This window comes from Archangium sp., assembly GCF_036389735.1.
In the GTDB taxonomy this organism is placed as follows: domain Bacteria; phylum Myxococcota; class Myxococcia; order Myxococcales; family Myxococcaceae; genus Archangium.
The window spans coordinates 1-25000 of sequence record NZ_DASVWK010000198.1; the positions used below are offsets into that span (position 1 = coordinate 1).

At 69.9% G+C, this 25000-nt stretch carries 24 protein-coding genes; 11 read left to right on the forward strand and 13 right to left on the reverse strand.

What is annotated here, in order from left to right; translation table 11 throughout:
- Together VF794_RS07320 and VF794_RS07325 are read right to left on the reverse strand one after the other, a co-directional pair.
- The coding region (locus tag VF794_RS07320; RefSeq protein ID WP_331108459.1) for a M56 family metallopeptidase at positions 1-1271 on the reverse strand (1271 nt) is incomplete at its 3' end.
- Entirely contained in the window at positions 1268-1654 is a 387-nt protein-coding gene (locus VF794_RS07325; protein ID WP_331108460.1) for a BlaI/MecI/CopY family transcriptional regulator, read from the reverse strand. The genes VF794_RS07320 and VF794_RS07325, both read right to left, overlap by 4 nt.
- Before the next feature lie 156 nt (positions 1655-1810).
- On the opposite strand from VF794_RS07325, the gene VF794_RS07330 reads away from it, so the two are divergent.
- On the forward strand, positions 1811-2650 hold the full coding sequence (locus VF794_RS07330; RefSeq protein ID WP_331108461.1) for a phytochelatin synthase family protein: 840 nt from the start codon (positions 1811-1813) through the stop codon (positions 2648-2650).
- A gap of 22 nt (positions 2651-2672) precedes the next feature.
- Here the strand turns inward: VF794_RS07330 and VF794_RS07335 are convergent, their stop codons facing one another.
- The gene (locus VF794_RS07335; protein ID WP_331108462.1) at positions 2673-4409 is read right to left on the reverse strand and encodes a hypothetical protein; all 1737 of its coding nucleotides are present in this window, start codon (positions 4407-4409) and stop codon (positions 2673-2675) included.
- Between the two features lie 196 nt (positions 4410-4605).
- Positions 4606-5373, reverse strand: coding sequence for a rhomboid family intramembrane serine protease (locus VF794_RS07340; RefSeq protein ID WP_331108463.1), 768 nt, complete (start codon positions 5371-5373; stop codon positions 4606-4608).
- Between the two features lie 125 nt (positions 5374-5498).
- On the opposite strand from VF794_RS07340, the gene VF794_RS07345 reads away from it, so the two are divergent.
- Positions 5499-6458, forward strand: coding sequence for an alpha/beta fold hydrolase (locus VF794_RS07345; protein ID WP_331108464.1), 960 nt, complete (start codon positions 5499-5501; stop codon positions 6456-6458).
- Here VF794_RS07345 and VF794_RS07350 read toward each other — a convergent pair.
- Positions 6448-6999, reverse strand: a complete 552-nt coding sequence (locus VF794_RS07350; RefSeq protein WP_331108465.1) for a YkgJ family cysteine cluster protein — start codon at positions 6997-6999, stop codon at positions 6448-6450. The two genes, VF794_RS07345 and VF794_RS07350, sit on opposite strands and share 11 nt — an antisense overlap.
- A 37-nt stretch (positions 7000-7036) precedes the next feature.
- Between VF794_RS07350 and VF794_RS07355 the strand changes: the two genes are divergently transcribed.
- A complete protein-coding gene (locus VF794_RS07355; RefSeq protein WP_331108466.1) occupies positions 7037-7552 on the forward strand; it encodes a hypothetical protein in 516 nt (171 codons plus the stop codon).
- 20 nt (positions 7553-7572) lie between these two features.
- On the opposite strand, the gene rnz is transcribed toward VF794_RS07355, so the two are convergent.
- Positions 7573-8496: a ribonuclease Z gene (gene rnz / locus VF794_RS07360; protein ID WP_331108467.1), complete on the reverse strand. Its 924-nt coding sequence runs from the start codon at positions 8494-8496 to the stop codon at positions 7573-7575.
- A gap of 104 nt (positions 8497-8600) precedes the next feature.
- On the opposite strand from rnz, the gene VF794_RS07365 reads away from it, so the two are divergent.
- The 6 genes from VF794_RS07365 (at position 8601) to VF794_RS07390 (ending at position 16441) form a co-directional block, all read left to right on the forward strand.
- The gene (locus VF794_RS07365; protein ID WP_331108468.1) at positions 8601-9293 is read left to right on the forward strand and encodes a DUF2293 domain-containing protein; all 693 of its coding nucleotides are present in this window, start codon (positions 8601-8603) and stop codon (positions 9291-9293) included.
- Positions 9294-9410: 117 nt separating this feature from the next.
- Positions 9411-10172: a helix-turn-helix domain-containing protein gene (locus VF794_RS07370; RefSeq protein ID WP_331108469.1), complete on the forward strand. Its 762-nt coding sequence runs from the start codon at positions 9411-9413 to the stop codon at positions 10170-10172.
- Positions 10169-11269 (forward strand): efflux RND transporter periplasmic adaptor subunit, encoded by a 1101-nt coding sequence (locus tag VF794_RS07375; RefSeq protein ID WP_331108470.1) that lies wholly within the window; start codon positions 10169-10171, stop codon positions 11267-11269. Before VF794_RS07370 ends, VF794_RS07375 begins: the two co-directional genes overlap by 4 nt.
- Before the next feature lie 31 nt (positions 11270-11300).
- Positions 11301-14426, forward strand: a complete 3126-nt coding sequence (locus VF794_RS07380; protein ID WP_331108471.1) for an efflux RND transporter permease subunit — start codon at positions 11301-11303, stop codon at positions 14424-14426.
- A 54-nt stretch (positions 14427-14480) separates the two neighbouring features.
- The gene (locus VF794_RS07385; RefSeq protein ID WP_331108472.1) at positions 14481-15956 is read left to right on the forward strand and encodes a TolC family protein; all 1476 of its coding nucleotides are present in this window, start codon (positions 14481-14483) and stop codon (positions 15954-15956) included.
- The gene (locus VF794_RS07390) at positions 15953-16441 is read left to right on the forward strand and encodes a hypothetical protein (protein WP_331108473.1); all 489 of its coding nucleotides are present in this window, start codon (positions 15953-15955) and stop codon (positions 16439-16441) included. Before VF794_RS07385 ends, VF794_RS07390 begins: the two co-directional genes overlap by 4 nt.
- Position 16442: 1 nt before the next feature.
- On the opposite strand, the gene VF794_RS07395 is transcribed toward VF794_RS07390, so the two are convergent.
- The 3 genes from VF794_RS07395 to VF794_RS07405 all read right to left on the reverse strand — a co-directional run bounded on the left by VF794_RS07395 (position 16443) and on the right by VF794_RS07405 (position 18373).
- Positions 16443-17012 (reverse strand): DUF99 family protein, encoded by a 570-nt coding sequence (locus tag VF794_RS07395; protein ID WP_331108474.1) that lies wholly within the window; start codon positions 17010-17012, stop codon positions 16443-16445.
- Positions 17013-17081: 69 nt separating this feature from the next.
- Entirely contained in the window at positions 17082-17285 is a 204-nt protein-coding gene (locus VF794_RS07400) for a cold-shock protein (protein ID WP_331108475.1), read from the reverse strand.
- Between the two features lie 122 nt (positions 17286-17407).
- A complete protein-coding gene (locus VF794_RS07405) occupies positions 17408-18373 on the reverse strand; it encodes a fatty acid desaturase (protein WP_331108476.1) in 966 nt (321 codons plus the stop codon).
- A 122-nt stretch (positions 18374-18495) separates the two neighbouring features.
- Here VF794_RS07405 and VF794_RS07410 point away from each other — a divergent pair, with 122 nt between their 5' ends.
- A complete protein-coding gene (locus tag VF794_RS07410) occupies positions 18496-18816 on the forward strand; it encodes a transcriptional regulator (RefSeq protein ID WP_331108477.1) in 321 nt (106 codons plus the stop codon).
- A 79-nt stretch (positions 18817-18895) separates the two neighbouring features.
- Here the strand turns inward: VF794_RS07410 and VF794_RS07415 are convergent, their stop codons facing one another.
- The 3 genes from VF794_RS07415 to VF794_RS07425 all read right to left on the reverse strand — a co-directional run bounded on the left by VF794_RS07415 (position 18896) and on the right by VF794_RS07425 (position 23643).
- Complete coding sequence (locus VF794_RS07415) at positions 18896-21409, reverse strand: sodium-translocating pyrophosphatase (RefSeq protein ID WP_331108478.1); 2514 nt, start codon at positions 21407-21409, stop codon at positions 18896-18898.
- 301 nt (positions 21410-21710) lie between these two features.
- Positions 21711-22223, reverse strand: a complete 513-nt coding sequence (locus VF794_RS07420; RefSeq protein WP_331108479.1) for a hypothetical protein — start codon at positions 22221-22223, stop codon at positions 21711-21713.
- A 76-nt stretch (positions 22224-22299) separates the two neighbouring features.
- Positions 22300-23643 carry a short-chain fatty acid transporter gene (locus tag VF794_RS07425; RefSeq protein WP_331108480.1) on the reverse strand — a complete coding sequence of 448 codons (1344 nt, stop codon included), beginning with the start codon at positions 23641-23643 and terminating at the stop codon, positions 22300-22302.
- A gap of 254 nt (positions 23644-23897) precedes the next feature.
- Here VF794_RS07425 and VF794_RS07430 point away from each other — a divergent pair, with 254 nt between their 5' ends.
- Positions 23898-24209 carry a hypothetical protein gene (locus VF794_RS07430; protein ID WP_331108481.1) on the forward strand — a complete coding sequence of 104 codons (312 nt, stop codon included), beginning with the start codon at positions 23898-23900 and terminating at the stop codon, positions 24207-24209.
- A gap of 15 nt (positions 24210-24224) precedes the next feature.
- On the opposite strand, the gene VF794_RS07435 is transcribed toward VF794_RS07430, so the two are convergent.
- Positions 24225-24983 carry a sulfite exporter TauE/SafE family protein gene (locus VF794_RS07435; protein WP_331108482.1) on the reverse strand — a complete coding sequence of 253 codons (759 nt, stop codon included), beginning with the start codon at positions 24981-24983 and terminating at the stop codon, positions 24225-24227.
- Positions 24984-25000: the final 17 nt, after the last annotated feature.

Here is a 25000-nt window from a genome sequence, read left to right on the forward strand (position 1 = left end):
ATCGCCGCGCTGTCGTTGGAGCGCAGGAGGACATAGGCCCCGTCGTCCTCGTCCTCATCGTCGTCCTCGTGCGGCGGGGCGGGCGGCGCCACGGCGGCGATGCGCGGCAGGGGAATCACCGGGACCACCACCGGAGAGGCCGTGGCGGGTGCCGCGGACGGCTGCGCCTGGGCGACCTGGACCGCCGGGGCCGGAGGGGGAGGGGCCGCTTCCCGGGCCACCACCTGGAAGGGCACGAGGGCCACCAGCGCGAGGCCTCCCAGGGCCCAGCGAGACCAGCGGGGAGGGAGCTTCGACTCGGTATCGGCGTGTTCCAGCATGGCGATTCTCCGTTTCAGGGCTGCGAGATGGGACGAGGCACCGGAGGCGGCCGCGGCAGCCGGAGCGCGGGCGACACCAAAGAGCAGGAGCAGCCGCCCGTACTCGCGGGGCGCGGCCCCGGTGGCCTGGAGCGCGGCGGCATCGCAGGCCTCCTCGCGGGCGAGCGCGTACTCACGGCACGCGCGGCGCACCAGCGGGTGGAAGAAGAAGGCGGCCTGGGCGAGCGCCGGCACCCAGCCGAGCCACAGGTCGCCGCGCCGCACGTGGGCGAGCTCGTGCGCGAGCGCCATGCGCTGCTCCTGGGGCGAGAGCGTCTCCAGCGCCCGGCGCGGCAGGATGACCTCGGGGTTCAGCAGCCCGAGCGCGAGTGGGCTCTCGGCGTGCTCGGAGACGAGCAGCCGGGGGATGCGCGTGAGCCCCAGCTCCCGCCCGAGCCTCGCGGCGGCCTGGAGGAGTGAGGCGTCCTCCAGGGGCCGCGCCTCGCGCCGGAGGCGACGGAGCCGCACGAGGCCCCGGCGCAGCTCCCGCCCCTGCCAGGCGAGGCCGCCGAGCCACGCGAGCAGCACGCCCAGCACCAGCGGCGTCCAGCCCAGGTGCGTGCCGGAGGGCTCCGGCGTGGGCACCGGGACGAGGGCCTCGGCCCTCCTCACCTCCGGCCGGGGCGGCTCACCCGCGGGCGCCGGAGCCATCTTCTCCACGACGGCCACGGAGGGCTCCGGCGCGGGCAGCAGCGGCAGGCGCACCGAGGTGGGCGCGCACAGGCCCACCAGGCACTTGAGGGCCACGAGCCACCACAGCGCGGCGCGCGCGGACGAGGGCAGCCTGGGCAGGGCGCGCGTGAGGGCCCACACCACCAGGGCCCACAGCGCTCCCTGCCACGTCACCTGCCACAGCGCCCGCAGGACGCCGAGCCCCCACTCCGCCACCGCATGCGGCTCCATGGCGCTCATTCCTCTCCCTCCTTCTTCGACTTGAGCCGGGCGACGGCCTCCTCCAACTGGCGCAGCTCGTCGTCACTCACCTCGTCGGCGTGGGCCAGCCACGTGGCGAAGGGCGACAGCGAGCCGGCCAGCGACTTGCGCACGAAGTCCCCCACCACGCCGCTCAGCAGCTCCGCCAGCGGCACGGCCGAGCTGTACTGGTACACGCCCTCCACCTTGCGCCGCGTGAGGTGCCCCTTGCTCCGCAGCCGCTCCATCACGGTGAGGATGGTGGAGCGCGCCAGCCCCTGGGGCTCGCCGAACTTCTCGGCCACCTCGCCCACCGTGGCGGGGCCGTGCTCCGCCACCCAGCGCAGCACCACCAGCTCCTGCTCTCCTGCCGGCTTCTTCATGCCCCTCACCCGCGTGACTACAAGTGTCGTCACGATGCAAGGTAGGCCGTGACTACGGTTGTAGTCAAGTCCGGGGCGCCTTTCCTTCCCAGGGGGGGTGCATGGCAGGCTGGGGGTCCACGCCACCCGGCCACATCCCCGAGGAATGACCCCCGCATGAAGACGCTTCGCACCTCGCTGCTCCTGCTCGGAGGAGGGCTCGCCCTCGTCTCTCCCCTCACCGCCCTGGCCAGGGACGCCACCGCGCCCGCCCCCACGGCGCTCGTGTCCTTCACCGAGCCCGAGTCCATGAAGCGCCTGGAGCGCAGCAAGCACAAGGTGGACTTCTTCCACCTGGCCAACCAGTTCGAGAGCCAGGGCAACAAGGCCTTCTGCGGCCCCACCTCCTCCGTCATCGTGCTCAACGCCCTACGCGCGAGCAACGAGGCCATTGCGAAGCCGCAGGACGCGCGCCTCGTGCTGGACGAGGACCGCGAGCTGCTGCCCGCCGGGTTCGATCCGCTCTTCCACCGCTACACGCAGAACAACTTCTTCGACGAGGCCTCCTCGAAGGTGAAGGCGCGCGAGCAGGTGTTCGGCAAGCCCGCGGACGAGGGGGGCAAGTCCGACGCCGGCATCCAGCTGCGCCAGCTGCAGGGGATGCTCGCGGCCAAGGGGCTCGACGTGAAGCTGCGCGTCGCGGACGACACGCTCACGGACGCCACCATCAAGGCCGAGCTGAAGGAGAACCTGAAGACGGCCAACGACTACGTCATCCTCAACTACTTCCGGCCGGTGCTGGGCCAGAAGGGGGGCGGCCACATCTCGCCGCTGGGCGCCTATGACCAGGCCTCGGACTCGTTCCTCGTCCTGGACGTCAACCCCAATGGGCAGTCGTGGGTGTGGGTGAAGGCGGACGCGCTCATCAAGTCCATGCGCACGCCCGACACCGCGGAGAACCGCGGCTACCTCCTGGTGAAGGAGGGCAACCTGGCCCAGGCCGCCGACACGAAGTAGTCCCGAGGGGAGGAGTGGGTGCTCAAGTGCGCTCGCGCTCGAGCACCAGGGGCATCCACTCCTCGCCGAGCCGCAGGCGGGGCACGGTGACGCTGCCATCCGAGGCGGCGGTGACGGTGCCGCGTGCCTGACCGAATCTCCAGCGGATGCGCTCGCCCGGCAGGCACCGGAAGCGCTGCACGCGCCGGGGCGTCACGTCCACCCTGGGCGAGTCGGAGACACCGGGGCCGTGCACCGCGCGCAGCGGCAGGACGAAGCGCCCGTGCGTGTCGAGGAGCCGGCTGGCGTCCCAGCGCAGCGAGCGGTTGAACATGCCCGCCACGTCGCCATCCCAGCCCGTGTCCCCGGGCACCTTCGGATCTCCCGCGTACCCGGAGTCATCGCGCCAGGGCTGGCGCCCACTGCTACCGCTGCCCGGGTCTCCATCCCACGTGGAGTGGCTGAAGGCCGGGAAGGCCAGGTCGCGCCGAAGGAAGGTGTTCGGGTCCCTCCTCGGGTTCCAGTCCTCGGCCCACCAGTACTTGCCCAGCCACGGGTCTGGTTCGATGTGCCCGCCCTCGTCCCAGACGGCGAGGTGGCCGATGCGCTGCTCCTGGAGCGTCTCGTAGAAGGAGGCGCCCGTGAGGGGGCTGCGCCCCACCACCGTGCCGAAGTGGATGATGGGGTCGTCCTTGCCGTGCTCCAGCAGGAGGAACTGCGAGCGAGCCTCGGGCTCGTCGCGCAGCGCCCGCGTCAAATCCAGACGGCTCCAGACGCCCAGGCCGTCCGCGTCCGGCACCTCCTCCTCCGGCATGCCCCACAGGCTGGAGAGCTGCGCCAGGCGCCAGGGCCGGTGCGCCCGCGCCACCGTCTGCGCATGCGTGGCGTGCACGCCCGCGAAGTGCCGCGCGTACAGCAGGCCGAGCGTCAGCGAGCCCGCGCCGCCCATGGAGTCGCCCTCGACGAAGACGCGCTCGGGGTCCGCGCCGGGCCAGGTGCGCAGCACCCACTCCAGCAGCGCCAGCACCCGGCGCGCGGTGTACGGAGGCACGGCCCCCTCCAGCGCCGAGGCCCGGGGCAACCGCTCGGAGTAGCCCCACCAGTAGGTGAGGTTCGGATCGCTCGGCTCGATGATGAAGTGGTCGGTGGCCTGCTGGGGCGTGGGCGGCCAGTTGCCCGCGCCGTGCAGGCGCACCGTCACCGGCATGGGGTACGAGGCCGAGGCCGCCAGTGGCACCGTCACCACCGCGGCGAAGGTGCGCCCGGCGTACCCGGGGCTGTCCAGCCACGTGTCCGTGCTCTGCTCCAGCGTCAGGCGGATGCCCCCCGGCTGCGACTCCCGCTGGACGATGCGCGGAGCGGGCGGGCGCACGGTGTCGTTCACCGTGAGCACCATGCTCGCCCGCGCCGTGGTGTGGCCGTCCGAGGCGGTGAAGGTGACGTCATGATGCGCCCCCCCCTGGATGAAGTCCGGCCGGAAGGTGAGCGTGCGAGAGGGCTCATTCCACCGTGCCCCCGGGGGCAGCCCGTCCGCGAAGATCCGAGTGGGCGCTTGTGCGCCCTGGAGCTGGACCGTGACGCGCAGCTCCTCCTCCTCGTTCACCGTCTGGTGGGGAGGGACCAGCAGCTTCAACGTCCGGGGGCCCGAGGTGAGCAGGGGATCGACCTCCGACCAGGCCGAGGCCGGCCGTGGCGAGTCCATCGTCAGCAGGGTCAGCAGCACCGGGAGCAACACCCAGTGCCGCGGATTGCAAGACTGGAACACCGACCCCCAACGCATCGTGCAACACCCTCATGAGCGGCCGTCGAGGGCGCCGAGTCCCCCAGGCCGCGGTACGAGGCCCCGATATGCCATTCAGCAAACCCCATGCCTTCGGGACAGCCCCGAAGAGGGGAGGCCTCCGAACATGGGAGGCCCCGAGCGCGTCAGCAACCCCGGACGCGGGGGTGCTGTTCCCGGGATACAGGCCGTGCGTTCACGGGTGGTCGGGATGCATCCGGTGGCGCCACCCGGTGCGCCGGGAGGTGAGCTCGCGGTTCTCGAAAAACTTCACCAGGACGAGCCCCGCGACGAAGCCGCCCACGTGGGCCCAGACGGCCACCCCGCCTTGGGAGTCGAGCTGATTGAGCTGGGGCAATCCGCTGAAGAGCTGGACGAAGAACCACCACAGCAGCACCGCCCAGGCCGGCAGGGGGATGATGCGGATGATGATGATGAAGATGAACAGCATGTTCACCCGCACGCGCGGGTAGAGGAGCAGGTAGGCCCCCATCACCCCGGAGATGGCGCCCGAGGCGCCCACCATGGGGATGGGCGAGGAGGGATCCACCATCACCTGCGCCGCCGCCGCCGCCAGGCCGCACACCACGTAGAAGACGAGGAAGCGCAGCCGCCCCATGCTGTCCTCGACGTTGTTGCCGAACACCCAGAAGAAGAGGCAGTTGCCCAGCAGGTGCCCCCAGCCGCCGTGGAGGAACATGGAGGTGAGGGGGGTGAAGCGGTTGATGGGGGCGTTGTCGACCAGGCAGTCCATGCCGGGACCGATGGGAACGCCCTCGCCCAACCGGGCCAGCCGGGTGAACTCGCCCGGGACGAGCCCGAGGTCGCACACGCTGGCGGCCAGCACTCCGGGGTTCAGTCCGGCACCCTGCACGAAGACCCAGGTGGCACCGATGGCACCGAGCAGCAGGTAGGTGACGACCGGGATGCGCAGTGTGGGGTTGTCATCGCTGATGGGAATCATCGAGGCCCTCCATCATGTCCATGACGGAGTGGGGGGGCAGGGATTTCGTCGCCCCTGTAAGGCGGCGGACGTCCTGCCCCGGGGTCGCTTCCTCCTGGAGGAAGCCGTCCCTAGCTGTGCGGGACATGGAAACCATCGTTCCCCGTTCCATTCCGCTGCCCGGTCTTCGCATGCAGGTGCTGGAGGCTGGCCCCGCCGACGGGCCGCTCGTGCTGCTGCTGCACGGCTTCCCCGAGTTGTCCGAAAGCTGGCGCGAGGTGCTCCCCCGGTTGGCCGCCGCCGGCTTCCACGCCGTCGCGCCGGACCTGCGGGGCTACGGCGGCACCGAGCGGACCGAGGGGGGATATGACCTCGACACGCTGGCCAACGATGTCGTCCAGTTGGCGCACCACCTCCAGCCGGGGCAACCCGTGCACCTGGTGGGGCACGACTGGGGCGGCCTCATCGCCTACCACGTGGCCGCCATGCACCCGGAGGTGGTGGACCGACTGGCCGTCATCAACGCTCCGCACCCAAGTGTGATGGCACGGGACATCTGGAAGCCCGCGCAGCTCGTGAGCTCCTGGTACATCTTCTTCTTCCAGCTTCCCTTCCTGCCCGAGCGCCTGCTGTCCGCGCGGGGGGGGGCGCTGGTGTCGCGCCTGCTGCGCCGGGCGATGGTGGACCCGTCGCGCGTGCCCGCGGGAAAGCTGGCGGAGTACGAGGCCAACTTCTCGCGGCCCGAGGCGGCGCGCGCGGCCCTCGACTACTACCGCCAGGCGTTCCGACGCATGTTGAGTCGGCGGGGCAGGCAGGAGACTCGGGACTACCCGCGCATCCGCGCGCCCTTCCTGCTCATCTGGGGCGAGCAGGATCCCGCCCTGCGCAAGACGCTGACGAGGGGGTTGGGGCGGTACTTCGAGCTGCGGCCCGTCGTGCACTACCTGCCCGAGGAGGGCCACTTCGTGCCGCTGGAGGCGCCGGAGAAGGTGGCGGCGCTCCTCCTCGAGCACTTCGCCGAGGAGCATCCCGTGGACACCTGGGGGCTGGAGGAGGTGTACGAGCAGGAGGTGTACGAAGAGGAGGGCCCGGGGCTCACTCCCTGAGGTGCAGCTTGCGCACCAGCTCCTCGTACTTCTCGGGCGGCAGGTTGGCCTTCAGCAGGGCCAACCGGAGCTGCTCGCTCTTCTTGTACACGGCGGAGTAGCCGCACTCGGGGAGGAACTCCGGCAGGGCCGAGTAGGCGAGGTTGCGCGGATAGTCCCGGCACATCCCCGGCCGGCTGTCATACGAGTCGCACTGCTTCGTCACCGGATCGTAGTGCGTGCAGCGGAAGATGAAGAGCTTGAGCTTGCGGTCCTCGCCCGTGTGCTCGAAGCCATTCACGAGCCGGTGCCACGTGAGCGTGAGCCAGCGCAGGGAGCGCAGCCGGAACACGGGGGTGCTCACCTGGATGACGGGGGTCTCGCAGCAGCCGCCGCAGCCGTTGCAGGCGCCCGTCAGCCGGTAGCGGGGCTCTCCCTGGGCCTTGAGCACCAGGCGGGTGATCCACAGGTCGCCGGTATAGCGCAGCAGTGCGAGCCGTTTGATGATTCGCCGAAAGGGCCCGTCCTTCATGGTGGCGAAGTGTACCAAGCCCTGCTTCAAATCCTCCAACCTCAACACCTTCCGGGGGAGACCGAACATGCAGACGTCGAATCGCTCGCCGTGGTCCCTGTCACTGGTGCTGCTCGCCGTCGCCTCGCTCGCTGCCGGGTGCGCCTCCGTTCGCCGCGAGGCCTACATCCACAACAAGACCCTGCAGCACGTCTACCGCAAGCCCATCGCCGAGGTATGGCCGCAGGTGCGCTCGATGCTCCAGGCGAGGGAGCTGCCGCTGCGCGAGGCCCCCGGCTCGTATGAGATCAGCACCGACTGGCACATGGTGGGGGCCCCCTCGTCGCTGGGCACCAACTACGTGCGCTATCTGGTGCGCGGCAAGCAGCCGAGCCCGGTCATGTGCGCGGTGGAGATCTTCAGGCAGAACCGCGTCGAGTCCGGCCCAGGCCCGGTGGATTCGCGCACCGGCCAGCGCCAGAACCTCGGCACCGATACCACCAACCTGAGGCGGGACGTGGAGATGGAGTGGGAACTCTTCCAGCGCGTGGACCCCGAGGGGGCCAAGGCGCTGCGCGAGGAGGCTGAGAAGGCGAGCAAGTAGTCCCCCGCCGCCCCGCGCGCTCAGTCGCGCAGGGGCAGCTCCACGGTGAGCCCGTCGAAGGCCACTTCGATGGGCCCCTTGAACTCCTCGCGCGCCTGGGTGAGCAGCCGCGCGGGGTCCGTGTCGTGCCGGCTGGACAGGTGCGTGAGGATGAGCCGCCTGGCCCCCGCCTCGCGCGCCACCTGGGCCGCCTCGCGCGCCGTCGAATGCCGCGTCTCTTGCGCGCGCTCCTGCTCGTCGTCGGAGAAGGTGGACTCGTGGATGAGCAGATCCGCCTCCTTCGCCGCGCGCACCAGGGACTGGCAGGGCCGGGTGTCGCCGGAGATGACCAGCCGCCGCCCGGGCCGCGGCTCGCCCACCACCTCCTCGGGACGCAGGGTACGCCCGTCCGGCAGCGTCACCGGCTCGCCGCGCTGGAGCTGGCCGTAGAGGGGCCCCGGGGGAATCCCCATCGCCCGGGCCTTCTCCAGGTTGAACTTGCCCGGGCGCTCGTCCTCCTGGAGCACGTAGCCGAGCGCGTTGATGCGATGGTCCACCCCCACCGCCTGCACCGTGTACCCGCCGCGCTCCACCTTGTCGCCGTCGCGCAGCTCGTGGAACTCCACGGGGAAGGAGAGCGACTCCACCCCCAGGTGGACGGCCTGGTGCAGCAGCCGGCGTGCCGGGGGCGGGCCGTAGAGCTGCACGGGCTTGTCCCGGCCCATCATCCCCAGGGTGCGCAGGAAACCGATGATTCCCAGGTAGTGGTCCGCGTGGAAGTGGGTGAAGAAGACGGCATCCACGGTGAAGCCGGTGCCGAAGCGCACCATCTGCCGCTGGCTGCCCTCGCCACAGTCGAACAAGAGCAGATCCGAGTCCGCCTTCACCGCGAGCCCGGACAGGTTGCGGTGCAGCGTCGGCTGCGCGGCCGAGGTGCCGAGGAAGGTGAGCCTGAGGATGGACATGCCGGCGCTGCCCACGATGGAAGTCCTCCTGCGCGGCGTCCGTCCGCCAGCGCCACGCCCCTTTAGCATGGACACGGGTTGCGGTATGAGGCGCCGCCCCGACAATGAGCGACTCCCTCACGTTCTCCCCCACGAGCGACCCGCGCCGCGTGCGCGCGGCCGATGGCTCCATCCACACCGTCCCCGCCGGCTGGGCCCTGCTGCCCCCGGGAGACGCGGGACTCACGCGCCGGGTGAAGGCCGCCGGCCCCTCCTGGACGGTGGTGGAGAAGAAGGGGCGCAAGCTCTTCTCGCGCGGGGTGTGGGCGCCCGAGGCCCACATCACCGCCGCCCAGGCCGCCCTGGAGTCCGAGCGCGCCACCCCGGCCTACGCCAAGCGTCGGGAGGCGGACGTGCGCCGCCGCGAGCGCGAGCAGTCCGAGTACGAGGTGGACTTCGCCAACGCCGTGCTGCGCTTCCTCGCCTTCGCGCCCACGTTCACCCCCCACGCGAAGCTGCTGGCCGTGGCGGTGTCGGCCCATGCCACCCCGGTGGGCAGTGGCACCGTGGCCCGTACCGAGCGCATCCCCATCGAGCGCCGTGCCGAGGCCGCCGTCATCGCCTGGATGCGCCACCAGACCACCGCCTACGACAACCTCTCCATCGCCCGGGTGAAGGGCGCGCGCCGCGAGGTGCGCCGCGAGCTGGCGGAGGTGTCCCGCGCGGTGTTGGACCTCCACCGCCGCGACGTGCCCCACCTGCCCGCCTCGTGCCCCCTCTGCACCGCCCTGGCGCGGCTCGGTGCTCCCGCTCGCTAGTCGGGATGCCCATTCGTTCACCTTAATGGTTCCATAAGCCAGCCTCGGGATATTTCTGACCCGCGATTCAGAAACGGGCTGGCGGAGTTTCTGACCGGCGGGTTAGGAACGCGCATCATGGCTCGCCCCGCGGACCCGCATGCTCGTGAAGCACTCATCGCCGCCGCCCGGGTGGAGCTCGTGAAGAAGGGCATCCGGGGAGCGCGCATCGAGGACATCACCGCCGCGTGCGGCCTCTCCAAGGGCGCCTTCTACCTGCACTACTCCTCCAAGGAGGCCCTCTTCCGCGAGCTGGTGGACGCGTTCATGGCGGCCATGGAGCGCCTCATCGTCCAGCGGATGGAGGACACGGAGCGGTTCTTCGCGGAGCACGGGCGGCTGGACTCGGGGGATGTGGCCGAACGCGCCGAGCGCTCCGCGCGCCTGTCGGCCCTCCACGCCGAGGGCGACCTGCGGACGCTGGAGCTGATGTGGGCCTACCGCGACGTGATGCATGTGCTCATGCGCGGCAGCCAGGGCACCGAGTTCGAGTCGCTGGTGTGGGGCATGGTGGATCGCGAGGTGGCGCGGGTGGCGCGCGACTTCCAGCGGCTCCAGGGCACCGGGGTGTGCCGGGAGGATGTCCCGCCCGCGGTCATCGGCTCGCTCATCGTCGGCACCTACCTGCTGCTGGCGCAGCAGATGAGCCAGATGGAGCAGAAGCCGGACCTGGCGGTCTGGGCCAGCTCCATCCACCGCCTCATCCGCGAGGGCAGCCAGCCCTCGGGCCTCCTCGCGGTGCCCGTGCCCGCGCCCAAGAAGACTTCCTCGCGCCCGTCCACCCAGACCCGCGCGCTCTCTCGTACCCGTACCCGCAGCACCCCGAGGTCAGGACCGTGAAACTCTCCAGGACGTCGCTCGTCGCCGGGCTCGCCACCGTGGGCGTGGTCGCCGCCGCGCTTCCCCTCTCCGGCTGCGAGGCGGACGCCGCTCCACCCCCCGCCGCCAAGGCCGCCACGGCGGAGCTGCCCTCGGTGACGCTCGCCACGACGAAGCCGGTGCGGGCCTCGCAGCGCGAGGAGGTGACGGGCACGCTCTTCCCCGCCCAGGCGCTCCAGGTGGGCTTCGAGGTGGGGGGCCGCCTGGAGAAGGTGCGCGTGAAGAAGGGCCAGGCGGTGCAGGAGGGCCAGGTGCTCGCGCAGCTCAACGCGGAGATCTCCGACGCGCAGCTCGCCCAGGCGCAGGCCGCGGTGGCCGCCGCCGAGGTGAGCTCCGCCATGGCCAGCGACGTGGCCGAGCGCAACGCGAAGCTCCAGGAGCAGGGCAACGTGAGCGACCTGCAGAATCGCACCACCTCCACCCAGGCGAAGCAGGCCGAGGCGCAGCTGCTCGCCGCCAAGGCGCAGCTCGCCCAGGCGCAGGCCGGCCGGCGCAAGCACGACCTCAAGGTGCCCTTCTCCGGCACCGTCGTCGACGCGCCCGAGCAGGTGGGCGCCATCGTGGGCCCCGGCGTGCCGATGTTCTCGGTGGAGAACCTGGACAGCCTTCTGCTGAAGACGACGGTGGCCGAGTCCGCGCGCGCCCGCCTCAAGCCGGGCAGCAAGGTGCGCGTCGAGGTCATCGGCGGTGGTGCCTCCACGGACGAGGCCATCATCCGCACCATCATCCCCTCGGCGGATGCGGCCACGCGGCGGATTCCGGTGGACATCCTCGTGCCCAACAAGGACGGCCGCTTCGTGGCCAACACCCTGGCGCGCGTCATCCTCCCGCTGGGCGAGGCGCAGGAGGCCCAGTCCATTCCGGCCACCGCGCTGTCCTCCTCGGGTGGGGACCATGTGCTGGTGGTGGCGGCCTCGGGCGAGGTGCGCCGCGTGGACGTGCAGGTGCTGGAGCGCCGCATGCGCGAGGTGGTGGTGAAGGCCGCCGCCCCGCTGGACAAGGTCGTCGAGTACCCACTGCCGTCCCTCACCGAGGGGACGCGCGTCTCCGTGAAGTAGTCGTAGGCCTCAGGCTCCCAGGGCGTTCCCCATGCTCCTCAGCGATGTCTCCATCCGCCGGCCTGTCTTCACGGCCATGCTGTCCTTCTGCCTCATCGTCCTCGGGGTGATGGGCTACACCCGTCTGGGTACGGATCTCTTCCCGGACGTCTCCTTCCCCGTGGTGGTGGTCAACACCCTCTACAAGGGCGCGGGCCCGGGGGAGATCGAGACCCAGGTCATCAAGCCCATCGAGGATGCCGTCGCGGGCATCAACGGCGTGGACAAAATCCACTCCTTCAGCCGCGAGAACGTGGGCACGGTCATCGTCCAGTTCAAGCTGTCGGCCAACCTGGACCGGTCGGTGCAGGAGGTGCGGGACAAGGTGTCGGGCATCGCCAACCGGCTGCCGCGAGACGCGGACGCGCCGGTGGTGGGCCGCGTGGACCTCTCCGCGGTGGCCGTTCTCACCTACGCGGCGAGCGCGCAGGCGGACTCGCGCACGGTGCGCAAGCTCATCGAGGACCAGCTCAAGCCGACCCTGGCGCAGCTCGAGGGCGTGGCCGACGTGCGCATCAACGGCGGTGATGTGCGGGAAATCCAGGTGGAGGTGGACCTGGACAAGGCGCGCGCGGTGGGCGTGTCGCCGATGGAGATCGCCCAGCGCATCGGCGCGGAGAACCTGGACCTGCCCGCGGGCCGGCTGCGGCTCGGGCCCACCGAGCTGACGGTGCGCTCGCTGGGGCAGTTCAAGAACGTGGACGAACTCCGGCAGCTCCCGGTGGCCCAGAGCCGCACGGGCGCCCAGGTGCGGCTGGAGGAGATCGCCACCGTGACGGATGGCGTGGCCGAGCGGCGTACCCTCGCGCGCCTCAATGGCCAGGACGCCGTCATCTTCGAGATCGTCAAGCAGCCCGGCTCCAACACCGTGGCGGTGAGTGACGCGGTGAAGCAGAAGCTGGAGAGCGTGGTGCCCTCGCTGGGCCACGACTTCAAGACCACGCTGCTCGTCGATCAGTCGGTGGACATCAAGGAGAATGCCCACGAGGTGTGGGTCGCCCTCATCTTCGGCGGCGCGATGGCGGTGCTCATCATCCTGATGTTCCTGTTGGATCCGCGCGGTACCTTCATCTCCTCGCTGGCGCTGCCCACCTCCGTCATCGGCACGTTCTTCGTGATGTTCGTGTTGGGCTACTCGCTCAACCAGATGACGCTGCTGGCGCTGTCGCTGGCCATCGGTCTGCTCATCGACGACGCGGTGGTGGTGCGCGAGGCCATCACCCACCGGCTGGAGCAGGGGGAGGATCCGGTGTCCGCGGCCTCCAACGGCACCAAGGACGTGGGCCTGGCGGTGCTCGCCACCACGTTCGCCCTGGTGGCGGTGTTCGTCCCGGTGGCCTTCATGCCGGGCATGGTGGGCCAGTTCCTCCAGCAGTTCGGCATCACCATCTCGGTGGCGGTGATCATCTCGCTCTTCATCTCCTTCACGTTGGATCCGATGCTGTCCGCGCGGCTGGCGAAGCAGCGCAAGCCGGGCGAGGTCCACAAGGAGAACGCGGTGGCCGCCGCCATCCGCCGCTTCCTGGACGACAGCGAGCGTGTCTACGCGCGCATCCTGCGCTGGGTGCTGGACCACAAGTGGCTCACCACGGGCATCACCGCGGCGGTGATGGTGGTGTCCTTCGGGGCCGCCAGCCGCCTGGGTGTGGAGTTCATCTCGCCCGAGGATCGCTCGCAGTTCATCGTGCAGCTCATCCTGCCCGACGCCTCCAATCTGTCGCAGACGGAGGCGCGCGTGGCGGAAGCCGAGAAGCTGCTGAAGGATATCCCCGAGGTGACGGACGTCTACTCCATCGTCGGTGACAACGGGGACGTGAACAAGGCGCGCCTGCGCGTGCTCACCGTGCAGAAGAACGCGCGCACCCGGGGCATCCAGGCCATCAAGGAGCAGGCCCGCGAGGTGCTCACGCCCGCGCTGGTGGCCACCCGCGTCATCATGCAGGACCCGCCCATCATCGACGGCCTGGGCGGCGACTTCTATCCCATCATGGTGCGCGTCATTGGTCCGGAGCTGGGGAAGATCCACGAGGAGGCCGAGCGCATCGCGCGGATCCTCCGCGACATCCCCGGGACCGCGGACGTGCGCGTGGAGTTCAGCCCGCCCAAGCCGGAGCTGGCCATCGAGATCGACCGGGCGCGGGCCAAGGACCTCGGCGTGAGCGCCGCGGCGCTGGCCCTCCAGATGCGCATGGCCATCGGCGGTGACGTGGCCGCCAAGCTGCGCGAGGGCGTCGACGAGACGGACATCCGCGTGCGTCTGAACGAGAGCGGCCGTGACACCCCCGAGCGCGTACGGCAGATCCTCATCGCCACTCCCCGGGGGCTCGTCCCGGTGACGGACGTGGCGAAGGTGGAACTGCGCGATGGCCCGAGCGTCATCGAGCACGAGAACCGCCAGCGCCAGCTCGCCGTCTATGCCCAGCTCGAGGGCGCGGCCCTGGGCGACGTGGCCAACGTGCTGCGCGCGAAGGTGGCCGAGAAGCCGCTGGCCCCGGGCTACTCGGTCATCTACGACGGGCAGATGAAGATGCTGACCGAGCAGAACGACGCGTTCGGCACCGCCTTCCTGCTGGCCTTCGTCTTCATCTACATGGTGCTCGCCAGCCAGTTCGAGTCCCTCAAGCACCCCTTCACCATCATGGTGTCGCTGCCGCTGGCGCTGGTGGGCGCGCTGCTGGGCCTCTTCTTCGGCGGCTTCCACGTGTCCATGGGCGCGATGATCGGCATCATCCTGCTGATGGGCCTGGTGACGAAGAACGCCATCCTCCTGGTGGATGGCGCGCTCCAGTACCTGCGCGAGGGCCTCTCGGTGGACGAGGCGCTGATGAAGGCGGGTCCGCGCCGCCTGCGCCCCATCCTCATGACGAGCGCCGCCATGGCCATCGGCATGGTGCCCACCGCCATCGGCAAGGGCGTGGGCTCCGAGTTCCGCGCTCCCATGGCCATCGCGGTCATCGGCGGCGTCATCACCTCCACCTTCCTCACGCTGCTGGTGGTGCCGGTGGTGTTCGCGGCCATGGAGCGGCTGGGCTTCAAGGGCGCCCAGAAGAAGAAGGACGAGGACGTTCCCCCGTCCTCCCTGCCCGTCGAGGAGCAGCAGCCCGGCCGCGCCGCTTGAGCGGCCCCCGGCGCTGCCCCGTCCCTCCTTTCTCCTCGAAGTCTCACGCACCTTATGAGCCTCCCCCTCAGCGCCGGGTCCGCCCGGCGCCCCGTCTCCCTCCTCCTCCTCGCGGCCCTCTCTCCGCTGGGCGCGCTCGCCCAGTCGTCCGCCGCCCCCCAGCTCACCCCCCAGGAGGTGCCCGCCGCGCAGCCCGTCACGGTGGCGGCGCCCGCTCCCGGCACGCTCCGCACGGTGACGCTCCAGGAGGCGCTCTCCCTCACCGTGAAGCAGAGCCCGGACGTGGCCGCCGCTCGCGCCCAGTCCGCCGTGGCGGCCGTGGGTGTGCGCCGTGCCTGGACGGCGTGGCAGCCCGAGGTGACGCTCAGCGGTCAGTTCGTCCACTCCAGCGCCGAGGCCCTGCTCGACCTCGGGGGCTTCGTCCAACTGGTGGCCGGCGTGTTCCAGCTCATGCCGGTGAACCCGCAGCTCATCCCGGAGCCCGTCGTCATCTCGGCGCGCAACTCGCGCTATGCGACGGCGCAGATCTCCCAGCCCCTCTTCACCCCGGCCGGTGTCTTCCTCATCGGCCCGGCGAAGGCGGGCGCGGAAGCGGCGGAGCTGGGCGCCCTGGAGGCGCGCGAGCAGGTGCTGCTGGCGGTGGCGCGCACCTACCTCGGGCTTCAGGGCATCTCTCAGATGATGGACGCGGCGCGCGAGGCGGAGCAGGTGGCCCTCCAGCGTGAGCGGGAGGCCAAGGCACAGCTCGGCATGGGCATGACGGTGGAGGCGGCGCTGCTGCGCGCCCAGGCGGAGACGGCCCAGGCCCGGGTGCAGCTCGCGCAGCTCTCCGGCCAGTCCGCGCAGCTGCTGGCGCTGCTGGGCGCGCTGGTGGGCGAGCCCGTGCAGCCGGCCCCGCTGGAGGCCTCGGGTGCCCGCTGGGAGGTTCCCTCCGAGGACAAGAACCCCTGGGAGGACACCTTCGCGGTGCGCGCGGCGGCCAAGGCGGTGCAGGCCAACGAGGGCAAGGTGACGTACGACCGCTTCTCGTGGCTGCCGAGCGTCGCCGCCGTCGCCCGCGGCAACTACAACTCCAACGCCGGCTTCACCGGGCAGAACACCACGTACGATGTCGCCGTGGCGGCCACGATGCCGCTGTATGACCGGGGGCAGCGCTACGCGGCGCTCCACGAGGACCAGGCCCGGCTGGCGCAGGCGAAGGCGCAGTACGAATCATCGCGCGCCAGGGCCCGTGCCAACTGGGTGGCGGCGGGGGCCAACCTGGAGGCGTCGCGGGCGGCGCTGGTGCAGGCCGAGGCCCAGGCGCAGCTCGCCGCTCGCGTGCAGCAGCAGGTGGCGGCGGCCTTCAAGGCGGGAGTCGCCACCAGCCTGGAGATGTTTGACGCGGACACGCGGCGCTTCCTCGCCGCCAGCGCCGCGGCCCAGGCCCGGGCCACGGTCGAGATCCGCCGTGTCGAGCTGGCCGCCGCGGCGGGCCGCATCGCCTCCTCGCTCGAGCAGCCAGGGGAGCCAGAGCGGCAACGGCAGTGAGCCCGGACGCCGCGCCAGCTCCGGGGTTGCTCGCGGTGGACCTCGGGCTCCGCTCGGGGCTGGCCCTGTATGGGCCCGATGGGCGGTTGCGCTGGTACCGCTCGCAGAACTTCGGTTCCCACTCCCGCCTCAAGCGCGCGGTGCCCGCGGTGTTGCACTCCGCGGGGCCGCTCACGTGGCTCGTGCTGGAGGGGGGCGGGCCCATCGCCGACGTGTGGGAGCGCGAGGCCGCTCGGAGGGCACTCCCCGTGCTGCTCGTGTCCGCCCAGGACTGGCGCGCTCGGCTGCTGTATGCCCGCGAGCAGCGGACCGGAGGGTTGGCGAAGGACGCCGCCGGTGTGCTCGCACGACGGGTCATCGAGTGGTCCGGTGCGCCTCGGCCGACCTCGCTGCGGCACGATGCGGCCGAGGCCGTGTTGCTCGGGCTGTGGGGCGCGCTGGAGGTGGGGTGGTTGGCGCAGGTGCCGCCCGAGGTGCGCAGGTAGCTCAAGCCCTCTTGGAGCTCTCTCCCGTCACCACCGCCGAGCCGATGAGGTGCGCCAGCCGCAGGGCCTCCGGTACGTGGCCCCGGTCCGTGAGTCGCTTCAATGCCTCCGCCACCCACGCGGGCTCCTCGCCCTGGACCTGGAAGGTGAAGCCTCCCCGTTGGTGGATGGGGCCCGCCCGCTTCAGCAGCTCCAGTCGCCGCTCCGCCCGGGGCAGGTTGCGCAGCGCGCGCTCCACCGCCTCCAGGTCCGGCATCCGCCGCATCACCGCCACGCACGGCTTGCCCAGCCGCTCCGCCAGCCTCGGCAGGTCCACGACGTTGAAGCCCCCGAAGGCAATCCCATCCAACAGCACCAGGTGGAGCTGCGGCAGGAACTTGCCCCCCACCAGCAGCCGGCACACCTCGTCCGTGGCGTTCCACCCGTCCTTGCGCACCCGCCCCCAGACGAGCCCCTCGAAGCGCGTGCCGCCGCACACCGTCCCCACCAGCGGCACCACCGCTCCCGCGCGCTTCACGAAGGGCGCGTCATCGAAGCCGGCCACTCGGGGCAGGGGAGGCAGGCGCGACATCTTCACCCCCAAAAAGGAAGAGCCCGACCCCTGACGAGGTCGGGCTCCAGGAGTCACACGCGGCGTGATTCAGATAGCGCGGACGTTGGCCGCCTGAAGGCCCTTCGGACCGCGCGTCACGTCGAACTCCACGCGCTGTCCCTCGGCCAGGGAGCGGAAGCCATCCATGGTGATGGCCGAGTGGTGGCAGAACACGTCCTCACCACCGCCGTCCTGCGTGATGAACCCGAAGCCCTTCGCATCGTTGAACCACTTGACGACACCAGTTGCCATGATCCGTTCTTCTTTCGTTACACGGCGGCAACGCCGCCTTTCGGCTCTCAGCTGAGCCGGGGCCTCAGGCGTAATCCCTCCCCCGCCGGAAGTCGAGTAGGGGAGGGCTCCAATTGTTCACTTCACGCCCGAGCGGCGTTGATACCGGACTCCACCGCGTCCACGTCCGCTGACGTCAGCTCCACCTTCTCGCCCGTGGGCGGGTCGAAGGGGGCGCGGCCGATCTGCTTCGTGCCGAAGCGCGGGAAGAAGGGCGCCAGCACGTAGCTGCGGAAGCACCACCCGAAGAAGCTGCGGTGGATGAGCTCCGGGTGGATGAGCGGGGCAATCTTGGCGTGGGCCTCGCGCAGGGTGCTCCAGTGGGCGCCCGGCATCTCATGGTGGGCCGCGTGCAGGCCATTGTTGAAGAGGAAGAAGTTGATGAGCACCCCATCGAAGCTGCGCGAGTGGTCGTGCTCGCTCCAGGGGTCCGTGTGGACGTGCTGGATGTAGTTGAAGAACATGATGGTCCACAGCGCGAAGAGCGCCGGGACGAGGAAGGCGAAGCCCCACACCTTCAGGCCCTGCGCGAACCCGTGCCACGCGATGGCCAGACCCAGCAGCGCCAGGTGCAGGCCGGCCCACATCACGTACTGCGTGACGATCTGCCGGAAGAGCGTGGGGTTGGATTGCCGCGCCTTGCGGATGTACTGCTTGATGGGATCGCTCTGCCAGTAGGAGGAGACGAAGAAGTACGTGAAGGCGACCCACCAGTTGTGCTTGTCGGTGTAGCGCCAGGTGATGGTCGCGTCGCCCGCCTTGTTCACGTACTTGTGGTGGTTGAGGTTGTGCGTCGGCACCCAGGCGAAGGTGGGGTAGCCGTAGAAGTGCGACAGCCAGTACCCGAACACGGCGTTCATCCGCCGGTTCTTGAACGTGGGGCAGTGGTTGTGGTTGTGCGCCATCACGCCGGCACTCAATGCCAGGTAGCAACCGAGCGGGCTGAGGTAGGGGATGAGCCCGGGGTCGAAGTACTGGGCCAGTGCGACGACTGGCATCACGAGGCACCAGAGCAGGGTGCGGTAATCAGCGGCGTAGCGAGGGGTCATGATGAGGTCCTGGGGCTATAGCCGACGCAGTATGTGCCACCTAGGAGAGTTTCCGAAACAGGACTGGCGCGTGGGCAGGTGCGAGCCCCCATGACTAGCTTCAGCCAGGGAGGTAGTGGCCCATGAATCGCAGCCCCGTTCCCCCCGCCCGAGGCGCCACCGTGCGCGGTGCGCTGGAAGCCGAGCTGGCCACGGCGCCCGAGACGGGCTTCACCGCCAAGGAGCTGTCCGCGCGCGTGGGCATCTCCGAGAAGGACGTGGCCGGGCACCTGGAGCACCTGGAGAAGTCCCTCAAGGCGGGCGGGGCCGCGCTGGAGGTGATTCCCGCCGAGTGCCTCGCGTGCGGCTTCGTCTTCCGCGACCGCAAGCGCCTCACCCGGCCCGGCTCGTGTCCCGAGTGTCGCTCCACCCGGATCGACCCCCCCGCCTTTCGCATCCGCTGAGCCCGCGAAAGCGAAGCGGCGGGAAGCCCGAGGCTCCCCCCCGCTCGTCACTGCGTCAGGCCGTGAGGGCCTGGAGTGACTAGGCCGGCTTCACGCCCGACTTGGGCTCGTCACCGGTGAGGGCCGCCATCGGGGTCTCGATGCGCATACCGTAGAACGAGCGGTACACGAAGAAGAGCGAGGCGACGAAGAAGATGACCGAGAACACCCGGGTGATGCCGGCGTTGCCGCCGGCCACCAGCTCCACCGCCAGCTCCACCGCCAGCAGGCCGAAGAGGGTGGTGAACTTGATGACCGGGTTGAGCGCCACGGACGAGGTGTCCTTGAAGGGGTCGCCCACCGTGTCGCCCACGACCGTGGCCGCGTGCAGCTCCGTGCCCTTGGCCTTCAGCTCCGTCTCCACCAGCTTCTTCGCGTTGTCCCAGGCGCCACCGGCGTTGGCCATGAAGACCGCCTGGTACAGGCCGAAGAGGGCGATGGAGATGAGGTAGCCCACGAAGAAGTACGGCTCGAGGAAGGCGAAGGCCAGGGTGCTGAAGAACACGCCCATGAAGATGTTGAGCATGCCCTTCTGCGCGTACTGGGTGCAGATCTCCACCACGCGCTTGGAGTCCTCGACGCTCGCCTTCTCCACGCCCTCCAGCTTGATGTTGGCCTTGATGAACTCCACCGCGCGGTAGGCGCCGGTGGACACCGCCTGCATCGAGGCGCCGGAGAACCAGTAGATGATGGCGCCGCCGGTCACGAGGCCCAGCAGGAAGGGGGCGTGCAGCAGGGACAGGTTGGCCGCGTTGGCCGCGTTGAGGGAGCGCATGCCGTCCGCGCCCGTGGTGATGCCCACCAGGATGACGATGATGGAGAAGATCATCGTCGTGGCGCCCACCACCGCGGTGCCGATGAGCACCGGCTTGGCCGTGGCCTTGAAGGTGTTGCCCGCGCCGTCGTTCTCCTCCAGGTACTGCTTGCCCTTCTCGAAGTCCGGCGAGAAGCCGAAGTCCTTCTGGACCTCCGCCTTCACGTTGGGGACGTTCTCGATGAGCGACAGCTCGTACACGCTCTGCGCGTTGTCCGTCACCGGGCCGTAGGAGTCGACAGCGATCGTCACCGGGCCCATGCCCAGGAAGCCGAAGGCCACCAGACCGAAGGCGAACACCGCCGGGGCGATCATCAGCGAGTTGGGGATGTCGAGGCTGAAGAAGTACGCGCCGCCCATCAGCGCCGCGATGATGATGCCCATCCAGTAGGCCGAGAAGTTACCGGCCACGAGGCCCGAGATGACGTTGAGCGACGCACCACCCTCGCGGGAGGCCGTGACGACCTCGCGCACATGGCGGCTCTCGGTGGAGGTGAAGACCTTGATGGCCTCGGGGATGATGGCGCCCGCCAGCGTGCCGCAGGTGATGATGGCCGACAGCTTCCACCACAGCGTGGTGTCGCCGGCCAGGTTCGGGATGAGCAGGTAGGAGACCAGGAAGGTCAGCGCCACGGACACGATGGACGTCAGCCACACCAGGAACGTGAGCGGGTGCTCGAAGTTCATGTGGTCCGCGTTCTTGTACTTGCCGCCCTGGATGATGCCGTTGAGGCCGTAGGAGCCCAGCGAGGCGAGCACCATCACGATGCGCATCATGAAGATCCACACGAGCAGCTGGACCTGGAGATCCGCCCCCGGCACCGCCAGGAGGATGAAGGTGATGAGCGCCACGCCCGTCACGCCGTAGGTCTCGAAGCCGTCGGCCGAGGGGCCCACCGAGTCACCGGCGTTGTCACCGGTGCAGTCCGCGATGACGCCCGGGTTGCGCGCGTCGTCTTCCTTGATCTTGAAGACGATCTTCATCAGGTCCGAGCCGATGTCGGCGATCTTCGTGAAGATACCGCCCGCGATGCGGAGCACCGAGGCGCCCAGCGACTCACCGATGGCGAAGCCGATGAAGCAGGGGCCCGCGAAGTCGGGCGGGACGAACAGGAGGATGAAGAGCATCAGCAGGAGCTCGGTGGAGATGAGCACCATGCCGATGGACATACCGGCCTGCAGGGGGATGGCGTAGGTGGGGTAGGGCTTGCCACGCAGCGACGCGAAGGCCGTGCGGCTGTTGGCGAAGGTGTTCACCCGGATGCCGAACCAGGCCACGCCGTAGCTGCCGGCGATGCCGACGAGGCTGAACACGAGGATGGTGATGACCTTGATGGCCTCCATGTGCCGCAGCAGGCCGAAGTACACCACCATCACGGCGCCGATGAGCACCTCGAGCATCAGGATGAACTTGCCCTGGGTGATGAGGTACGTCTTGCAGGTCTCGTAGATGAGCTCGGAGATCTCGAGCATCGACTTGTGGACCGGCAGGTTGCGCAGGGCCGTGTACTGCATGAAGCCGAAGACGAGGCCGAAGACGCAGACGACGATGCCGGCCATCAGCAGCGCGCGGCCGTCGAGGCCGCCGATGAACTGGACCGTGCGGAAGTCGGGGAGGACGAGGTCCGCTTCGCTGGCGCGGGCGGTGCTGCCGGCCAGCACGGCCAGGAGTCCGAGGACCCTGGCGGCCGTCCCGGTGACGCTCGCGCGGAGAGCGTCCATCCGTGAAGTGGGTTTCATGGGGTTGCAACTCCTCAAGAGAGAGTGTCGAGGGGTTGGCCGCCTGCGGGCGGGGAATCCGCACGCCGACGCTTCAGCACAGCCTCGCCCTTCAGGCTGGATAGAGAGCAAGCCTGAAGGCGGCCGGCGTGTACCACGGCCCGGGTGAGGAAGTCGAATTCCCGTGAGAGGGATTATTCCCCGGGTGTCAACCTCAACCCCGTCCGGGGCCGTCCTTCATCCCCCGGCCTTATCTCCAGGGTAAGCGCGGCTTCTCGGGACGGGAGGGGGTGAAGCGCCCCTCACCGTCCCAGGCCACGGACTACAGCACCTTCACGTTGAGGGTCTTGAGGACCTGGTCACCGCGCATGATGGTGATGTTCCAGTCGCCCGCCTTGTTCAGGCGCACGCCTGTCCACTGACGGGCGCGCCAGCCCTCGCCCTTGACCTTCACGTCCTTGGTCTCGCGCACCACGTTGCCCTGCTTCACCTGGACCATCAGGTCCTCCACGGTGTCGCCCTGCGGCACCAGGTAGGACTGCCACAGCATCACCGAGGTGTTGGCCTTGACGCCCTCGGGAGCCACCTCGGCGGTGCACTCGAACTTGTTGGGGCCGTCCTTGGCCACCTCGGTGCACAGCTTGGCCTCCACCAGCACCGGACCCTGGGTCTGGCCCTTGTAGAAGTAGTCCCAGGTGCTCTTCACCGCGTCGGCGGACGGCACCTTCACGGGCTCGCGCGCCGCGGCCTCGGGCGCCGCCGCATCCTGCGCCATCGCCACGCCGCCAAACGCCACCACCGCGCACATCGCCAGCTTCTTCAGATTGCCTGCCATGGTGTTTCCCCCTCGATTGGGTTGCGCGCGAGTGTCTAGCACAGGACGGCCCCGGGCTGGCCAGCGGCGCGAGCCCTCAGCCCCACAGGAGGAAGGCGAGGGTGACGAGCGGCAGGTAGACGAGGAAGGTGAGCAGGAGGAAGCCGAGGATGTCCTTGAACTCGAGCCGCGCCACCGCGAGCAGGGGCAGGGCCCAGAAGGGCTGGATGAGGTCGGTGGCCATGTCGCCCCAGGCGTACGCCAGCACCACCTTCTCCGGGGCCACCCCCAGGGTCCTCGCCGCCTCCAGGAGGTAGGGCGCCTCGATGGCCCACTTGGAGCCGCCCGAGGGCACGAAGTAGTTCACCACGCCGCTGTAGAGGTAGACGATGGCGGGGAAGGTGCCGGGGGTGGAGAGCGAGACGAAGAGCTGGCCGATGCGCTCGGTGAGGCCGGTGGCCTTGAAGATGCCGTAGATGCCCGCGTAGAGGGGGAACTGGAGCACGATGCCGTGCAGCACGCTGGCGGCCTCCTCGCTGGCCTTGAGCAGCCGCGCGGGGGTGGCGTGCAGCAGCACCGCCAGCGTGAGGAAGAGGAAGTTCACCACGTTGAGGTTGACGGCCTTCCAGCCACCGTTGACCCACAGGTGGTGGCCGAACCACAGCAGGCCGAGCGCCCCGAAGACGAGGTTGAGCAGCGGGGAGAAGTCCAACCAGACGGCGGGGCTCCGCTCGCTCGGGCGCACGGGCGGCACGAAGTCCTGGAGCTGCTCCAGGGTGGCCGGGTCCACCCGCACGGTGCGCTCGGGCCGCGGGTGCATGGCCCACGCGAGCACCGTGAGCACGAGCACCACCCCCACGGTGAGCCCCAGGTTGAAGGGGGAGAAGAGCGTCCGGTCAATGGGGATGACGCCGAGCTGCTTCTCCAGGAAGTGGCCGGGGGTGGCCACCAGCAGGGGCGCCGAGGCGGACAGGCCGGCGTGCCAGGTGGCGCCCAGGCCGAAGTAGGCGCACGCCACCAGCAGGCGGTAGTCCACGTCCGGCTGGCGCCGCACCACGAAGCGCACCAGCATGGCGCTGGCCACCAGCGACAGGCCCCAATTGATGTAGGCCAGCCCCATGGAGACGAGCGCCATGAGCACCACCGCGCCGCTCGGGCCGCGCGCCAGCCCCGCCAGGCGCACCAGCAGGGCCCGCACCGGCTGGGTGAGGGCCAACAGGTAGCCGGTGAACATCACCACGGCCATCTGCATGGAGAAGGTGAGCAGCTCCCAGAAGCCGCCGCCCCAGGACGCCAGCACGCGAGCCGGCGGGGCGTCGGCCCAGCCGAGGGCCAGGCCCATGGTGAGCAGCGACAGCAGCACCGCGATGGCGAACGCGCTGGGCACGAAGCGCGCGGAGAAGCGGCCGAGGGCCTCCGCGATGCGAACGAGGGTTTCCACGTGACGTCGGCTCCGATGGGCGTGCGGGGGCGCGTGTACCCCGGCCTACATCTGAGCACGGAGCCGCGCGCCTTCCGAGAAAACCCCCCCAGCGTTTTTTGCCGCTGGCACGGTCTCAATGACAGACAGGCTACACTCCGGGTCCCACCTCTGTCTGGATTCGAGTGAAGCCCCAGCCCCGGAACACTTTCCTTGTCAGGAAATGCGCAGCCCCCCACTTGTCGCTCCGCGGGACAATGGCCATCTCGGCGGCAATGGCCTACCGCGTCCATATCCCCGTGGAGCTGTGGAGCACCTTGAAGGCGCTCCCGTCAGAGCTCGTCGAGCGATTGCATCGGCGCATCGATGACATCGCCCAGCTGGCCGAGGTCGCTCCGCCCCTCAACCCGCTCTGGTTGAAGCTCGGCGCCACCGACCTGCCGCTGCTGCGCTGCGTCGTGGAGGGGTATGCCGTCCTCTACGAGGTGGATGAGTCCTGTCGCACCGTCTCCGTGCTCGACATCGAGCAGGAGGAGGAAGACACGGTCTCCAAGCCCTCCAACCTCCTGGCCGTCCACAGGCACTGAGCCGGGTCTCGGGTTTCACCAGGTGCGCAGGAAGAAGTACGCCGTCATCGACCAGCCCACGGCGATGACGAAGCCCCGCACCCACCTCGGGTCCAGCTTCCGCGCCCACACCGCGCCCAGGAAGCCGCCCACCACCGCGCTCGTCACCATCACCAGCGCCAGGGGGTAGTCCACCACCCCCGACAGCACGAACGTCACCACGGCCAGCGCGTTGATGAGGCTGCTGAGCAGCGTCTTCAGCCCGTTCATCCGGTGGATGTCCGTCATCCCCAGCAGCGCCAGCCCGGCCAGCATCATCAGCCCGATGCCCCCGCCGAAGTAGCCGCCGTATACCGCGATGAACCCCTGGAGCCCGAGCGCCGCCAGCCGTCCGCCTCGCTCTCCCGCGTGCGCTCCCAGCACCGCCTTCAGCCGGTTGCCGAACGTGAACAGCAGCGTCGCCACCAGCAGCAGGAAGGGCAGCACCCGCAGGAACACCTCTCCCGGTGTCCCCACCAGCAGCAGCGCTCCGGCCAGCCCTCCCACCGCGCTCACCCCTCCCAGTGACAGCGCCTCGCGCTTCACCTGCGCCACCTCGCGCCGGTAGGCCCACGCGCTCGCCACCGACGCCGGCCACAGCACCACCGTGCTCGTCGCGTTGGCCACCACCGGGTTGATGCCCAGCACCACCATCGCCGGCACCGTGAAGAAGCTGCCCCCGCCCGCCACCGCGTTGAGCGCTCCCGCCAGCAGCGCGGCTCCGACGAGGATCAGCAGATCGGTGGGTGGGAGCATGAGGGGCGCGGAAACCT

What these genes read in the sequence shown, in the direction of transcription:
- VF794_RS07325 (WP_331108460.1), bottom strand. Translation starts at nt 1,654, where the DNA reads ATGAAGAAGCCGGCAGGAGAGCAGGAGCTGGTGGTGCTGCGCTGGGTG.
- VF794_RS07330 (WP_331108461.1), top strand. Translation starts at nt 1,811, where the DNA reads ATGAAGACGCTTCGCACCTCGCTGCTCCTGCTCGGAGGAGGGCTCGCC.
- VF794_RS07335 (WP_331108462.1), bottom strand. Translation starts at nt 4,409, where the DNA reads ATGCGTTGGGGGTCGGTGTTCCAGTCTTGCAATCCGCGGCACTGGGTG.
- VF794_RS07340 (WP_331108463.1), bottom strand. Translation starts at nt 5,373, where the DNA reads ATGATTCCCATCAGCGATGACAACCCCACACTGCGCATCCCGGTCGTC.
- VF794_RS07345 (WP_331108464.1), top strand. Translation starts at nt 5,499, where the DNA reads ATGGAAACCATCGTTCCCCGTTCCATTCCGCTGCCCGGTCTTCGCATG.
- VF794_RS07355 (WP_331108466.1), top strand. Translation starts at nt 7,037, where the DNA reads ATGCAGACGTCGAATCGCTCGCCGTGGTCCCTGTCACTGGTGCTGCTC.
- rnz (WP_331108467.1), bottom strand. Translation starts at nt 8,496, where the DNA reads ATGTCCATCCTCAGGCTCACCTTCCTCGGCACCTCGGCCGCGCAGCCG.
- VF794_RS07365 (WP_331108468.1), top strand. Translation starts at nt 8,601, where the DNA reads ATGAGCGACTCCCTCACGTTCTCCCCCACGAGCGACCCGCGCCGCGTG.
- VF794_RS07370 (WP_331108469.1), top strand. Translation starts at nt 9,411, where the DNA reads ATGGCTCGCCCCGCGGACCCGCATGCTCGTGAAGCACTCATCGCCGCC.
- VF794_RS07380 (WP_331108471.1), top strand. Translation starts at nt 11,301, where the DNA reads ATGCTCCTCAGCGATGTCTCCATCCGCCGGCCTGTCTTCACGGCCATG.
- VF794_RS07385 (WP_331108472.1), top strand. Translation starts at nt 14,481, where the DNA reads ATGAGCCTCCCCCTCAGCGCCGGGTCCGCCCGGCGCCCCGTCTCCCTC.
- VF794_RS07395 (WP_331108474.1), bottom strand. Translation starts at nt 17,012, where the DNA reads ATGTCGCGCCTGCCTCCCCTGCCCCGAGTGGCCGGCTTCGATGACGCG.
- VF794_RS07400 (WP_331108475.1), bottom strand. Translation starts at nt 17,285, where the DNA reads ATGGCAACTGGTGTCGTCAAGTGGTTCAACGATGCGAAGGGCTTCGGG.
- VF794_RS07405 (WP_331108476.1), bottom strand. Translation starts at nt 18,373, where the DNA reads ATGACCCCTCGCTACGCCGCTGATTACCGCACCCTGCTCTGGTGCCTC.
- VF794_RS07410 (WP_331108477.1), top strand. Translation starts at nt 18,496, where the DNA reads ATGAATCGCAGCCCCGTTCCCCCCGCCCGAGGCGCCACCGTGCGCGGT.
- VF794_RS07415 (WP_331108478.1), bottom strand. Translation starts at nt 21,409, where the DNA reads ATGAAACCCACTTCACGGATGGACGCTCTCCGCGCGAGCGTCACCGGG.
- VF794_RS07420 (WP_331108479.1), bottom strand. Translation starts at nt 22,223, where the DNA reads ATGGCAGGCAATCTGAAGAAGCTGGCGATGTGCGCGGTGGTGGCGTTT.
- VF794_RS07430 (WP_331108481.1), top strand. Translation starts at nt 23,898, where the DNA reads ATGGCCTACCGCGTCCATATCCCCGTGGAGCTGTGGAGCACCTTGAAG.
- VF794_RS07435 (WP_331108482.1), bottom strand. Translation starts at nt 24,983, where the DNA reads ATGCTCCCACCCACCGATCTGCTGATCCTCGTCGGAGCCGCGCTGCTG.